Annotated in this window: 10 protein-coding genes; all 10 read left to right on the top strand. The window is 40.5% G+C overall.

All coding sequences use genetic code 11. The features are described from left to right. Positions 1–3714 (top strand): sensor histidine kinase, encoded by a 3714-nt coding sequence (locus LV83_RS21740; RefSeq protein ID WP_111609806.1) that lies wholly within the window; start codon positions 1–3, stop codon positions 3712–3714. Next, complete coding sequence (locus tag LV83_RS01820) at positions 3707–4624, top strand: sensor histidine kinase (protein ID WP_111609805.1); 918 nt, start codon at positions 3707–3709, stop codon at positions 4622–4624. Before LV83_RS21740 ends, LV83_RS01820 begins: the two co-directional genes overlap by 8 nt. Then, entirely contained in the window at positions 4621–5004 is a 384-nt protein-coding gene (locus tag LV83_RS01815) for a response regulator (protein ID WP_111609804.1), read from the top strand. Before LV83_RS01820 ends, LV83_RS01815 begins: the two co-directional genes overlap by 4 nt. Positions 5005–5015: 11 nt before the next feature. Further along, positions 5016–6056, top strand: a complete 1041-nt coding sequence (locus tag LV83_RS01810) for an adenylate/guanylate cyclase domain-containing protein (RefSeq protein WP_111609803.1) — start codon at positions 5016–5018, stop codon at positions 6054–6056. A gap of 45 nt (positions 6057–6101) precedes the next feature. After that, positions 6102–7106 carry a radical SAM/SPASM domain-containing protein gene (locus tag LV83_RS01805; protein ID WP_111609802.1) on the top strand — a complete coding sequence of 335 codons (1005 nt, stop codon included), beginning with the start codon at positions 6102–6104 and terminating at the stop codon, positions 7104–7106. A 119-nt stretch (positions 7107–7225) separates the two neighbouring features. Then, complete coding sequence (locus tag LV83_RS01800) at positions 7226–9805, top strand: SLBB domain-containing protein (protein WP_111609801.1); 2580 nt, start codon at positions 7226–7228, stop codon at positions 9803–9805. Continuing rightward, entirely contained in the window at positions 9805–10872 is a 1068-nt protein-coding gene (locus LV83_RS01795) for a GumC domain-containing protein (protein WP_111609800.1), read from the top strand. Before LV83_RS01800 ends, LV83_RS01795 begins: the two co-directional genes overlap by 1 nt. A 13-nt stretch (positions 10873–10885) precedes the next feature. Next, entirely contained in the window at positions 10886–12175 is a 1290-nt protein-coding gene (locus tag LV83_RS01790) for an oligosaccharide flippase family protein (protein WP_111609799.1), read from the top strand. After that, complete coding sequence (locus tag LV83_RS01785) at positions 12159–13094, top strand: glycosyltransferase family 2 protein (RefSeq protein ID WP_111609798.1); 936 nt, start codon at positions 12159–12161, stop codon at positions 13092–13094. The genes LV83_RS01790 and LV83_RS01785 overlap by 17 nt, the downstream gene beginning before the upstream one ends. After that, on the top strand, positions 13085–14494 hold the full coding sequence (locus tag LV83_RS01780) for an O-antigen ligase family protein (protein WP_111609797.1): 1410 nt from the start codon (positions 13085–13087) through the stop codon (positions 14492–14494). Before LV83_RS01785 ends, LV83_RS01780 begins: the two co-directional genes overlap by 10 nt. Positions 14495–14542: the final 48 nt, after the last annotated feature.

Raw genomic sequence — 14542 nt, 5'->3', positions numbered from 1 at the left:
ATGAAGAAAAGCTACCATCATATATCAACTTATTTCCTTTTTCTATGCTTGATAGTGATAGTTGCGTCTTGCCAACAAGGAGGTGTGGTTCCCTTTCCAGAAAACCCCTCTGAATATCAGGAGCCAATTGTAAAGCCATTTGAGGTGCCCAATGGAAAACCTCTAACCTGGAGTAAGATCCCCTCGGAAAAAGTCCCAGAAGCTATTAATCATACAATAGATTTTGCTAGGCTACCATCGAAACCATTTGATATTCTAGATTTTAAACGGCTAGAATCTCCTCCTGTAGCTTCACCAATTGCTTGGACAGATGAGGAAGAAATAAAGCTAAATCTCGATTCGATTTCGGGCATTTCAATTCCAGTCAAAAAACAGCTTTTGCTAGAGCCTCAAATCACCAAACTGGCATTTCTCTCCAAGTCAGACCTTTCGAACGCAGGCATATTGAGAATAGGTCAAACTGAGGGATTAATTGGTAATAAAGTCTTTGCCATGGTGACTGATCTAAATGGCATGATTTGGATATCTACAGAAAGAGGGCTTTCTAAATTTACCGGAGATCAATTTGAAAATTACAATGTACTCCCAAGAAATCCTGATGGGCTAATCGACTACATTGTTGACCTAGAGATTGCAAATGATGGAAGTCTGCTGATTTTATCGCAACTGTCCGGCCTTTATGTATTGGATATAAACCACAGCCTATTGACCAACTATCAGATTGGGACACAATTTATAAGAATAGATGAGGACGAATCAGGATTATTTTGGCTGGGAAATCTAGATACAGGGGTACATTTTCTAGACCCAAGTTCTAAGAAGCTTCATCCATTAACATTCCTCAGCAAGCCAAGCATAAGAACTGCAGGCGGGATACATTTGGATAAAGCAAATAATCTTTGGTTTGGTATGACTGGAAAAATCGGAGTATTAAACCCCGAGCGTACCTCCATCAGATTTATCTCTGGAAACGCAGGAATAGGTTCAGGAAGCTTCTTTTACGAGTTTACCGAGAATGCAACTGGTGAGGTCTGGGCATCCTCACCTGAGGAAAAACCCATTGCTATTTCCTTAAAAGAAAATACGTTTACCAGACTTGGTCCTGAGCAGGGTTATTTTGGGAAGTCCTTGTCTGTCACTTTTGATTTGCATAATCGGGCTTGGATTACGGACAACGATACCATTAGCTTGTACGATCCTGAAATTCAAAAAATCAAAAAAATACATACAGGTGCCAAATTTAGAGGCAGTAGTTTCCCTTCGGCTACCATGACCGATGCAAAGGGAAATGTTTGGCTTGGAACAGATAATTCGGGGGTTCTTTTGATTAACCCAGAAGGAATGCTCTCTCAGCATTTCAATGCCAACAGTGGATTAGTAAATGATGAAGTGTGGGGAATTCACGAAGGCCCAAATGGGAAGGTCTGGATGGCAACGTATGAAGGAATTAATATTTATGATCCTGAGCTAGAGAAAATTTATCTCTTAAAATTTCCAGGCAATGCTAATATAAATAACCATCGATCTGTCTCGAGAATATCAAATCACGAACTTCTATTCGGAAGTTTTGGTGGCTTTACCCTTATTGATTTGAACACGAATGTTGCATCGGTATTTGAACTAGATCCAGATGTCGCCAGAATTGCATGGAAGTCAATTCGGGATTCAAAGGGAAATATTTTGCTTGGAACTGTGGACGGTGTACTGAAATTTAGTCCAGACTTTTTCTCTCTGGAAAAAATAGATGAATCTTCAGGCCTAGCGTCTAGACGTGTATGGCTAATAGAAGAAGATAAAAATGGAAGACTTTGGCTCGGAAACGACATAGGAGTAGATATTGTGGATCCGGCCTCTGGGCAGGTCAGCTACCTAAGTGAGCGTACAGGCTTGACCAGTGATTACACTTCTATGATGATCAAAACTCAAAGCGAAGAAATAATAGTCGGAAGTGATGCAGGATTCTCGATCATAGATTTGACAAGTAATACGATCACAAACTTGACTCCAACGCAAGGCCTAAATCCTCCAGTGATATACGATATCGTGGAAGTAGGAAATGACTTGCATTTCGGAACTGATAATGGCATTGTAGTAGCCAAACGACCGATCAAAGACAACCCTAATTCTATCTGGCGTTTTTACAATTATGGTAAGCGGGAAGGTTTTCCTTTTAACGATTACAACCAAGCAACAGCAACTTATACTTCCAATGGGAATGTCTGGTGGGGTGCTGCCCCGATCATGTCAGTAAACACGCAAGTTCCTAAAATTGATACGATACAGCCCGCAGTGGTCCTGACCAAAATCAATATCATGGATCAAAATCCTGATTTTCTTGGCACCAATTTTATCAAAAGTTTATTCAATGAGGAAGACACCATCTGGAATACAGATCATACAGAGTTTTATACCAAAAAAGATATCCCAAATGACAGCAGCTACCTGATTCAAAATCAAATCACATGGGATAGTGTGAATTTGGTGAGTAAAATGCCTGTGGGCTTAGTATTGCCTTTTGATCAAAACTCTATGAACTTCTCCTTTATGAATCAGGATGTCATGGGGAGGGATAAAATTGTATATCGATATGTTTTACAGGGAGAAGATGAGAGTTGGTCTGAAATAAGCCCAAGAAGTATCACACAAAATTACTACAACCTCCTTCCCGGTGATTATACTTTTAAAGTGGCTACTCGTGGATTTAATGGAATATGGAGTGAGGAAGCGACTATCAAGTTCACTATTTCTCCGCCATGGTGGCAGACATGGATAGCATACTTAGTTTTTGGGTCCATATTAGCAGCATTTATTTATGCTATTGTCCAACTGAGATCTAAATATCTTCAAAAAGAAAATCGTATTTTGGAAGAACGGGTTTCCCACAGAACGGCACAGCTCAAGAAGAGTATTGATGATCTGAAAAATGCTCAAAGTCAACTCGTACAATCCGAGAAAATGGCTTCATTGGGCGAGCTAACTGCAGGAATAGCACATGAGATCCAAAACCCGCTGAATTTTGTCAACAACTTCTCAGAGGTCAGTGGTGAACTGCTGGAGGAGATGCGTGAAGAATTGGAAAAAGGTGATCTGGATGAAGCCAAAGCAATCAGCGTAGATATTCAACAGAATCTGGATAAAATAAACCAACATGGCAAACGCGCAGATGCGATTGTAAAAGCAATGCTTCAGCACAGCAGGATCAGTGGAGGTAATCGAGCACTCACAGATATCAATGTGCTTGCTGATGAATACCTGCGACTTGCTTATCATGGTTTGAGGGCAAAAGACAAGACTTTTAATTCTTCAATGGACACTGATTATGATCCTACAGTTGGGAAAATAGAACTGGTTGCTCAGGAATTAGGTAGAGTTTTGCTTAACTTAATAAATAATGCTTTTTACGCAGTGACTGAAAAAAAGAGCGAAAGCAAAGCTGGATTTGAACCGCTAGTCCAAGTATCTACTAAGCGAGTGGGGGATTGGGTAGAAATCAAAATAAAAGACAACGGGAAAGGAATTAATCAGTCAGTAAAGGAAAAAATTTTCCAACCATTTTTCACTACCAAACCTACTGGACAAGGGACAGGCTTAGGTTTATCAATAAGTTACGATATTGTAAAAGCACATGGAGGAAAAATTCTTGTGGAAAGCAAGGAAGGTGAGGGCACAGAGTTTTGTATTCGATTACCGATAGATACTCAAAATTATGGATAAGGTACAAGAAGATTGGATTGAGAAAAATAAGGAGTTAAAACGCCTCTTGGAAATAAGAACGTTGGAGCTGGAGAAATCCCTGAAGGGATATCAGGAGCTTCAAGAGCAATTATTAATACAGGAAAAGCTAGCAAGTCTCGGACAACTATCAGCTGGTATTGCTCATGAGATTAAAAACCCGATCAACTTTATCAACAATTTTTCTGAACTAAGTATAGAGTATGTAGAGGAGATAGTAGAGGAGCTCAAAAACCTAAAGCAAAATGATACGATTGCTGACATTGAAGAATTGTTACAAGATATCCGATCAAATCTTGAAAAAATTCTACAGCACGGTAAGCGGGCTGATAGTATAGTTAAGTCCATGTTGATGCACTCCAGAGGTGGGCAAAGTGAGTTTGTGCAGACTAACTTGAATGGCTTGCTTCAAGAGTTTGTCAACCTAGCTTTTCATGGCATGCGTGCTGGTAAAAACCCGATTAACGTCAGTTTTGAATGGGATTTAGACACAGACATTGGATTGGTATCCATCATCGCAGAAGATTTCAGTCGAGTGATTGTAAATCTTTGTAATAATGCATTTGATGCGATGAGAAGTAAGCTCAACTTACTTTCCGAAGTAGATAAACAACCAACCTATCAGCCAAAACTTATAATTAGGACTAAACAAATAGAGAAAAAAATAATTACTGAGATAGAAGATAATGGCGCAGGAATCCCAGAGCCAATTTTGAATAGAATTTTAGAGCCCTTTTTTACCACAAAAAAAGGAAAGGAAGGTACAGGCTTAGGCTTGTCAATAACACACGATATAGTGAAAGCCCATAAAGGTAGCTTGTCGATTTTATCAAAAGAAGGAGAGTTTACCAGATTTGAAATTACATTACCACCCATATCAACAGCACCATGACAAAAATATTAATAGTCGATGATGAGCGAGACGTAGAATTACTTTTTCGTCAAAAATTTAGAAAGGAAGTTAGAAGTGGACTTTTGGAACTTGCCTTCGCCTTTTCGGGCGATGAGGCGCTGAGGTTACTTGATAGTGAGCACCCACCAGAAGTGGTTTATGTGTTTTCAGACATCAATATGCCAGGCATGACAGGACTAGAATTATTGGATAGAGTGAAAAGCCAATTTCCCAAAATTAATGTCAGTATGATTTCGGCCTATGGAGACACCGAGAACTATAAAAAGGCAATGGAGTCTGGTGCGAAAGAATTTTTCACAAAACCGATTGATTTTGATTCACTTCGTAAAGAAATCGGTAAAGTTATCAACCAAGAGTAGAACATTAAACTATGTCTAAGATACTTGTAGTAGATGATGAGGCAGATTTAGAAGTCCTTATTACCCAGAAATTCAGGCGTAAGATCAGAGCTGGAGAATATGATTTTGTGTTTGCGCTAAATGGTCGGGAAGCATTGGATATTCTAAAAGAACAGCCAGATATCGACATGATTCTGAGTGATATCAATATGCCAGAAATGGACGGATTGACTCTTTTGACCAAAGTGAAGGAGCAAAATCCTCTGCTAAAAGCAGTGATTATTTCTGCCTATGGTGATTTGGAAAATATCCGAACAGCCATGAATCGCGGTGCATTTGACTTCATTACCAAGCCGGTAGATTTTCAGGATTTGGAGATCACCATAGAGAAGACACTTCAGCACATCAATCAGATCAAATCCACCCTTACTGCCATGAGGGAAAATAACATTCTAAAAATGTATGTGGATGAGACCGTTCTCAATTTCATGGTGGGTAAGGAATCTGAAACCTCACTGATGGAAAATGAAACTGTGGAGGCGACGGTAGCTTTTGTGGATTTGTGTGGGTTCACAAAAATCTCAGAAAATGAGGAGCCAAATATCGTGGTGCCTTTACTCAATGAATATTTCGACCTGATGGTCCGGGAAATAATCGAGGAAAAAGGCGCTGTAGACAAATTCATAGGAGATGCGGTGATGGCTGTTTTCAAAGGTCCCGATCAAGTAGCTAGGGCACTAAGAGCTTGCATCGCTATCCGTGATAAAATGAACGCGATGCCTATGTACTCAGAGAAATCAAACTTTAGCCCTAAAGTATCGATTGGTCTTAATTCCGGTGAAATGGTTTCTGGAAATATCGGTTCCCAGTCATTGAAACGCCTTGATTATACCGTAATTGGTGATGTAGTGAATGTCGCTGCGAGACTTCAAAATGCAGCTTCTCCTGGTCAAATATTAATCTTGGAAAAGTGTACCAATGAAATCAAAGAGTTGTTCTCCTTTAGAGATTTAGGAGAATTCACACTGAAAAATAAAGCCAAACCAGTATCAGTCTTAGAGGTAGTAAAATAAACTAGCTGAATTGCTTCTTCCTCTATCTATTCTTTACTTAGTCCCGTGAAAAATAACCTCGTCACGGCCGTTTGCTTTTTACGATTTCTGACCTTTCGGAAAACATGGAATTACGCCTTATTGGCTATTTCTTTTCAGATTTCAAGAGTATTTGGTAGACCAATTCTTTGGGGAAAACCTACTACACTTTCAATAGAACCTACTACCAGCTGCAACCTTAGGTGCCCTGAATGCCCTTCTGGATTACGTGATTTTTCCCGTCCGACAGGTATGCTTCAAGAACAACTTTTTAAGAAAACGCTTGACGAAGTTCAAGGTCACCTTACCTGGCTACACTTATATTTTCAGGGAGAGCCATTCCTCAACCCCCGCTTTTTGGAAATGGTGGCTTACGCAAATTCCAAGCGTATTTTCACCTCCACCTCCACCAATGCTCACTACCTGCAGGAAAAGCAAGTCGCTGAAATTTTACATAGTGGTTTGAAGCAACTCATAGTTTCTATGGATGGAATCACGCAGGAAATTTATGAGAAATACCGAGTAGGTGGAAATCTGGAAAAAGTGCAGGAGGGGCTAAAATTGCTTTTGGCAGAACGAAAAAAATCCGGGCAAAACTTCCCACGCGTGGTCTTACAGTTTCTTGTGACTGGACAAAACGAACATCAGCTTCCAGAATTAAAGCGCTGGGCTGAGCGAATGCAAGTCGACGAGCTTCAATTGAAAACAACCCAGATCTACGACTTTGAAAATGGCTCCGAGTTGATTCCTTCAGACTTAGGCTATTCGCGTTATGTACCTGCGGGTAATGGCAAGTGGAAACTAAAAAAGCGCTTAGAAAATAAATGCTGGCGCATGTGGCAAGGTGCCGTCTCCACTTGGGATGGCAAGATCGTCCCCTGCTGCTTTGATAAAGATGCTCAATATGTCATGGGTGAATTAAAAGCCCAATCCTTGGAATTCATTTGGTCATCCTTACCCTATCAGAACTTCAGAAAGCAACTCTTAAGCGATCGATCCCAGATCGAAATATGCCGGAATTGCACGGAGTGAGTATACTCAAGTGAGCATGAGAACTTAGGTTTTTGGAACTATATTTGGTAGAATTAAGAAATTCATGGATTTTTAATCTCCATATTTGTTCTTGATTCACCTGGGACTACCTTTTCTTTATGATTTCAATCAAACGCTTCTCTTACTTTTTCGTATTTCTTGCCCTTCTGGGGCTATCTATTCCTCAAACTTTTGCGCAGGAAACAAGCGACGCAAGCAAAATCAAAGTTGATGAACTTTCTGATGATCAAGTTCAGGATTTACTTGATCGGGCAACTAACGCCGGGCTTTCAAAATCGGAGTTTTTGAAGGCGCTTGAAATCCAGGGAATGCCTCCTAGCGAGGTAGCCAAGATGAGAACTAGAATAGCTGAAGTGGAAGATGAATCCATCCGCAACACCAAAGTTTCTAAACGCGACGAACGTGAGCAAGTCGACATGGATGAAATAGCCTTAGGAATGTTTCAATTTTCTGATGGTACATTTAAAAAGCCAGATGGGAATGAAATCTTTGGGACATCTCTTTTTTATCAGCGAAATCGACGCCTAAGCTTTGAGCCAAGTCTGAATCAGGCTACGCCAAAAAGTTACATCTTAAGCCCTGGTGACTTGATTTATGTAGATATCTACGGACAATCTGAGCAATATTATGAAGCTACCGTCAACCCGGATGGATTCGTCCTCTTAGATAATATAGGTCCTGTTTCTGTCTCTGGAAAGTCTATAGAAGAAGCTACAGGCATCCTGAAAAATAGAATTGGAAAGTATTACACAGGTCTGCTCGGAAACAACCCCAATACATTTCTTCAAGTGACTCTAGGAAATGTTGGTTCTATAAAAGTGAATATTCTGGGCGAAGTTCGTCTTCCTGGTACTTTTACCCTCAGTGCATTTTCTACTGTCTTCAATGCCTTATATGCTGCTGGTGGACCAAATGAAAATGGCTCCATGCGGAAAATCAAGTTGGTAAGAAATAATAAGCAAATCGCTGAGATCGATGTTTATGATTTATTGATTAACGGCACTGCTAAACTTGACCTCAAACTTCAAGATCAGGATGTGATCCTAGTGCCTCCCTATGTTTCTCATGTCAAAATCAAAGGAGAAGTAAAGCGCCCGATGATTTTTGAAGCTACGGAAAATGATAATTTCTCTGACCTTTTACGATATGCCGGAGGATTTACAGATCAAGCATTCAAGGACCGAGTGGCCATTTCCAGAATCACAGGAAATCAGCGCTCCGTTTCTGACGTATATCAGAACCAGTTCGACATGTTTATTCTGAAAGGTGGTGATGAAATTACAGTTCAGCGAATCCTAGATCGCTATTCCAACCGAGTTCAAATTAAAGGCGCTGTCTACAGAGAAGGCACTTTTGCATTGGAAGAAGGACTTACTTTGTCTCAACTGGTAAAAAATGCCGAAGGGCTTCGCGGTGATGCGTACACCACCCAGGCGAGTATCCTGCGCACGAAGGAAGACTTAAGTACAGAAATGATTCAGGTAAATCTTAGAGGAGTTCTTGATGGAACCGTCCCAGATGTTCCTTTGAGACGGGAGGATGTGGTAAGAATTGCCAGCATCTACGATATCAACAATGAACAATACGTCCAAATTCTTGGCGAGGTCAAAAAGCCTGGCGTTTATCCATATTCTGCGGAGATGAAAGTGGAAGATTTGATTGTGATGGCTGGAGGTTTCCAGGAATCTGCTAATTCCCAAGATATAGAAATTGCCAGAAGACTGGAAGATTCAGACTTAGGTACATTAGCTGATATCATTCCAACTCAGGTTGATCCGGATTTGGGTTACAATCCAAACTCTCCTTCCCTTGTACCTTTTGACCAGGTAATCGTACGGAAAAGAGCAAGCTTCACCATGCAGAAGTTGACTGCCGTAGAAGGCCAAGTGAATTCACCTGGCATTTTTGCAATACAAAGTAGCGGAGAGCGAATCTCTGATTTGATCAAAAGAGCCGGTGGGCTGAATCAATTTGCTTATGCCAAAGGGGCTACTTTAATCCGTAAAACTGAGTTTTTCAACACAGAATCAGAGCAAATTCGCCGTCAGCGTAACTTAGAAGGTTTGAAAATGAAACTTGCCGAAGACCCAAGCAATTCCGAGGCACAGGCAGAATTACTTCAACGTTTATTGACAGAATCTCCAAGTGCTGAGTCTCCAGTAGATAATCAATTGGCCAAAAGCAAGAAGGAGTCACTGGATCAGATTGCTTCAGAAACTCCAGGATTTGCAGTGAAGCTAAAAGAAACCGAAGCCGTCGCTATTGATTTGGAAGAAATACTGAGGAATCCAGGCTCTGAGGACGATTTGCTAATTGAAGAAGGTGATATTTTATCTGTTCCCAAATTGTTCCAAACAGTAAGAATGCGAGGAGATGTGGTCTATCCAACTACCCTTCGCCATGAGTCAGGCAGAAGTTTGAAACACTACATCAACGGTGCGGGCGGTTTTGAGCGTAGAGCAAATAGAAAGCAAACCTATGTGGTCTATGCCAATGGCGCTGTAAAGAGAACCAAAGGCTTTTTAGGAATTAGGAATTATCCACCAGTAGAGCCTGGAGCAGAAGTCATCGTCCCTACCAAAGGTCCAAAAGTGCCACTTAGACTGGGAGAAATCGTGGGAATTACCACTGGCTTAGCTACGCTTGGATTAGTCATTTCACAAATCAACTGGCAGTAATGGCGGGATCAAAGCACTTTACAGATAACCAATTCACGATCAAGGAAGTCATCCAAAACTTCTCCAGTTGGATCAATTATTTCCTTTCCCAATGGAAAATTTTACTCTTGGCTAGTTTGCTCGGAATAGGACTTGGAGCACTTGTTTCAATTTTTAAAAAGCCAGTCTTCATTGCGACCACTTCCTTTGTATTGGAAGATGGAGACTCAGGTGGAATGGGTAGTATGTCTGGATTAGCTTCTTTAGTAGGCGTCAATCTAGGCTCCATGGGTGGAACTAGTGGCCTTTTCCAAGGTGACAACATCATGGAGCTTTATCGTTCTGAGCGAATGCTTGATGAAGCTTTATTAAGTCCTTTTGACGAAAATCAACTGCTAATTGATCGATTTATAGCCTTTGAAAAACTAGATAAAAAGTGGGCTTCAAAAGTGGATATCACTGCGATGGACTTTTCCATTCCCAGAGAAAATTTCCCTGTAGCGCAGGATTCAGTAGTCAAAGAAGTCGCAAAGCTTATCCGTGAAAATCAACTTTCTGTAGTCAAACCAGATCGGAAATTGACAATCATCCAAGTAAGTGTCTCCTCAAAAGATGAACAATATGCGAAGGCATTCAATGAGCATTTGGTAGAAAATGTGAATGAATTTTACAGAGAGACTAAGACCAAAAAGACCAGCGAAAACCTAGCTATCCTGCAGTCCCAAGCAGATAGCGTACGTAAAATTTTGGACGAAAGTATAGGCGCCTTTGCCTCAGCCACTGACCGTGTACCCAATGCCAACCCACTTTTGTCTTCGGCGACCGTGGAGACGCAGAAAAAGCAAATAGACGTACGAGCGACAGGAGCTGTATATGAAGAAGTAGTAAAAAACTTAGAGATCGCCAAGGTCAACCATCGGAACAATTCCCCATTAATTCAAATCATCGACTCTCCGAGATTTCCATTGGAACGGTCTGAGATTCGTCTGGTAAAAGGCATGGTTTATGGATGCTTGATCCTTGGAATAATTGCTGTCATGTGGCTTTATTTCCGAAGACTATACCAGAAGCATGTGCAGGAAAGCTAAACGATAAGCTGGCATGCTAGAAAAACTAGGGCTCATTCCTATCGGCGAACTCATCAAGAATAAATCAATTCAGAATTTTCTGTTCTTGGCGATTATTCAATCCTCCAACATTTTGATCACCATCATATCCATGCCACTGTTAATTCAGGGTATTGGAGTAGATCAATTTGGTTTGGTGAATCTTGCGCTCTCAATTATCATCCTACTCAATATTATGGTGGGATTCGGATACAACTTAAGTGCACCTCGCGCTGTCGCAGTAAATCAAAATGATAAGACGGCACTTTCCCACCTAGTTTCCAACATTTTTTCCGCTAAAGTTCTACTTGCTGTTTTTGCTACCCTATTGGTTTTAGTAGGAATATTTGGGCTAAACCTTTTCAAAGGATACCAAATTATCCTCCTTTACTCAGTCTTACTGCTATTTTCTGAGGCGACCTTACCACTGTGGTTTTTTCAGGGTATGGAAAAAATGAAGCTTATCAGCATAGCGAATATTTTGAGCAAGCTACTTTTCCTGATGGGGATTGTGCTGTTTATCCACAAGCCAGACCAGAGCAAATGGGTGAATTTTATGATGGGATTTTCAGGTCTATTTATCAACCTATTCATTCTTGCCTACATTCACACTTTCTTACAAATTCGATTTTATAGGCCCCAGTTCTCGGCGATCTGGGCTAGTTTGAAAGAGAATGTATTATTCTTTTTTAGTAACCTGACTGGATACATTTCAATAAATGGAGGATTAATAATCTTCAGTTTTTTTGCTGGAGCGGAAACTTTGGGAATGTTCAGTTTGGCGGAGCGGGTGGTGATGGTTTTACGTCTTTTCCCAGCTATTATTATTCAGGCGATATTCCCCAATGCTTCCAAACTATATAAAAAGGATCAGCCATCTTTTTATCGTTTTTTGAAGACTGTTTACATCAGAGTATTATTGGGAGGAGCATTCATCGCAACATCAGCATATTTCGCAGCTCCTTGGATTATTCGTGTGCTTTCACGGTCAGAGCTTAGTGAATCGGTGCTGTATTTACAGCTCCTATCACCTTTGTTGTTTCTATCCTGTTTGAACATTCCAAACATCACGATTCTGTTGGTAGCAGATCTTAAGCAATTACTTTTCAAAGCAAGTTGGATGATGTGCTTATATATGATTACAGTTGCTTCTATTCTGACCTATTTTTTTGGAGGAGTAGGACTTTGTTTCGCTATTTTATCCACAGAAATTGTAGCCTATATTATAAGCATGCTGCTTTTACGCACTGAAAAACCTGAATTGTTCCATGGCTTTTACTCCTGATCCATCTGTAGCGATTATACTGGTAAACTGGAATGGGTATGCTTTTACAACTGAATGCCTGAAGTCCTTACGATTGCTAGATTATCCGGACTTCAAGGTTATTGTGGTAGATAATGGGTCTGAAAATCAAGAAGGCAAAAAACTGAAATATGAATTTCCTGAAATAGAGCTCATTGAAACCAAGTCTAATTTGGGGTTCGCTGGGGGAAATAACGTCGGCATCAAGAAGGCTTTGAAAGATGGCTACTCTCATGTCATGTTACTGAATAACGATACTGAAGTTGCTCCTGACTTTCTTGGCCAAATGATTCGAAAATTTTATGGAAACACATCTCTAGGTGTGGTGCAACCTCTAATTTTCTTTCTTCATGATCGGACAAAAATATGGAGTGCAGGAGGAAAATGGAATCACTTGTTTTGCAGGTCAATCACTCAAGGAGACAGAAAGCACAATGCGCAGTATCAAGCGAAAGATCGAGCACTGGATTGGGCGACAGGTTGCTGCATGCTCATTTCGCGAAAGGCTTTATTGGAAACGGGTTTGCTCAATGAGTCCTATTTTACCTATTTCGAGGACGTGGAATGGTCTCTACGCTTTAGAGAAAAAGGCTATACAATTGAATTGGCAGCAGATGCCATGATCTATCATGAGGCCGGGGCCTCATCCAAGAAAAAACATGCTGAAGGAACATTAAGCGCTACAGTATTTTATTACCATGTGCGTAATCAGTTTTATCTAGTCCGTTCCCAAGCAAAAGGTCCTCAGATTCTCTTGGCTGCTTCCTACCATCTTACCAGATTTGTACTTTGGATGGGTTATTTTTGTGCTAGGGGGAGATTCAATAAGCTGAAAGCGGTGGCTCGAGGAATCAAAGATGGCTTAAAATCACCCCTACAAAAAGCAGAATTATGGGGCTGATATTTTTCATTTTAATCGCATTTGCTGTAGCAGCCGGCTTTCTCTGGACGCTACAGGAAATGATATTCAAAGGAAAATGGACTTATTTTATCTTTTTTCTAGCTGCTTTTTTGCCATTTTATATTACGACACTCAGTGTAACATTTTTGGTGACCAGGTCTCCAATGATTGTAAGTTTATTCCAGGTCAGTAAGGAAATAATCGTACTTACGGCTGGGTTAATCTTTGTGATTTATCAGAAGAAAATATTCAGCTACCCCTTACGAATGCAAGCCACTGATTGGTATTTGTTAGCCTTTATGGGTTTGGCAATTATCTTTCTCATCCTACCAATTGGCCAGTCAAGTTTTATGAATAAGGCTCTCTATTTCAAGAGTATGTTCATTCCTAGTTTGATTTATTTACTGGGCAGAAATACACAGTTTGGCGAAATCGAATTGAAGCGATTATTTCAGATAATTTTTATCATCGCTATCGGTGCATTTCTGATGAATCTGGTAGAAAACTATCTTCTAAACGCACACTTGCAGCAGTTTACCGGCTACGCCCTTTTCAACGCAGAGATCAATAACATAGAGCCACAGGGAAATTATAACCTGACTTGGACATTCGAAACCACCAATGCGATGAAGCGACTGGGAAGTTTCTTTTCCGATCCCTTGGAGCTGGCTAGCTCAGTATTGATGGGATTTGCAGCTGGGTTGATTTGGTTTTTGACTTCTGAGAGGCCACATCAATGGAAATATTTAGTAGTGATGCTTTGTTGTATTGGAAGCCTTGTATTTGCTTCTTCCCGAGCATCTTTTGCAGCATTTTTCCTGATGATTTTTTTCGTTGCATTAGTGTTTAAACTATATAAGTTGATTGGACTTGGTTTCTTGACTTTACTTCTTTTTGTGGCATACGTACTCTTTTTTGCCTCTGAGGATTTTTACTACTATGTGGTAGATACGCTGACGATGGCCGACACTTCCAGTATAGGTCATGTGGTAGAATGGGTAATGGCACTTGAGTCCATGGTTTCAAATCCTTTTGGAATTGGGCTGGCAATGAGTGGTAACTTTGGCAGTGTGAATGAAGAGCTACGTGTAGGAGGTGAAAATCAGTTTCTGATTTATGGTGTACAGCTAGGTTGGGCTGGAATGCTCCTATACATAGCGACACTATTCTCTGGAATCTGGACTTCAATCAGGGTTTTTAAAAATTCCGACAATCTGAATTTGGCTCGAATGGCTTTTGTAGCAGGCACAGTTAAAGTAGGACTATTGCTTCCATTGTTTACGGCCAATGTGGAAATCTATACTTATGTATCTTGGGTTTCTTGGTGGATGGTAGGTCTGAGTGTGCAGGAGTATTCTCGGATAAAATTGGAGACCAATAGAAACGAAATAGTAATTTAATTGTATGATTTTATATAGAAACTGTCCGATTTGTGGATCAAATAGTCT

Source organism: Algoriphagus yeomjeoni (genome assembly GCF_003259505.1).
GTDB classification, from domain to species: Bacteria; Bacteroidota; Bacteroidia; order Cytophagales; family Cyclobacteriaceae; genus Algoriphagus; species Algoriphagus yeomjeoni.
The sequence above is the reverse complement of the archived record's forward strand: the minus strand, read 5'-3'. Positions and strand labels throughout refer to the sequence as shown.

Coding starts and splice junctions, on each gene's coding strand:
- LV83_RS21740 (WP_111609806.1), top strand. CDS start 1: ATGAAGAAAAGCTACCATCATATATCAACTTATTTCCTTTTTCTATGC.
- LV83_RS01820 (WP_111609805.1), top strand. CDS start 3,707: ATGGATAAGGTACAAGAAGATTGGATTGAGAAAAATAAGGAGTTAAAA.
- LV83_RS01815 (WP_111609804.1), top strand. CDS start 4,621: ATGACAAAAATATTAATAGTCGATGATGAGCGAGACGTAGAATTACTT.
- LV83_RS01810 (WP_111609803.1), top strand. CDS start 5,016: ATGTCTAAGATACTTGTAGTAGATGATGAGGCAGATTTAGAAGTCCTT.
- LV83_RS01800 (WP_111609801.1), top strand. CDS start 7,226: ATGATTTCAATCAAACGCTTCTCTTACTTTTTCGTATTTCTTGCCCTT.
- LV83_RS01795 (WP_111609800.1), top strand. CDS start 9,805: ATGGCGGGATCAAAGCACTTTACAGATAACCAATTCACGATCAAGGAA.
- LV83_RS01790 (WP_111609799.1), top strand. CDS start 10,886: ATGCTAGAAAAACTAGGGCTCATTCCTATCGGCGAACTCATCAAGAAT.
- LV83_RS01785 (WP_111609798.1), top strand. CDS start 12,159: ATGGCTTTTACTCCTGATCCATCTGTAGCGATTATACTGGTAAACTGG.
- LV83_RS01780 (WP_111609797.1), top strand. CDS start 13,085: ATGGGGCTGATATTTTTCATTTTAATCGCATTTGCTGTAGCAGCCGGC.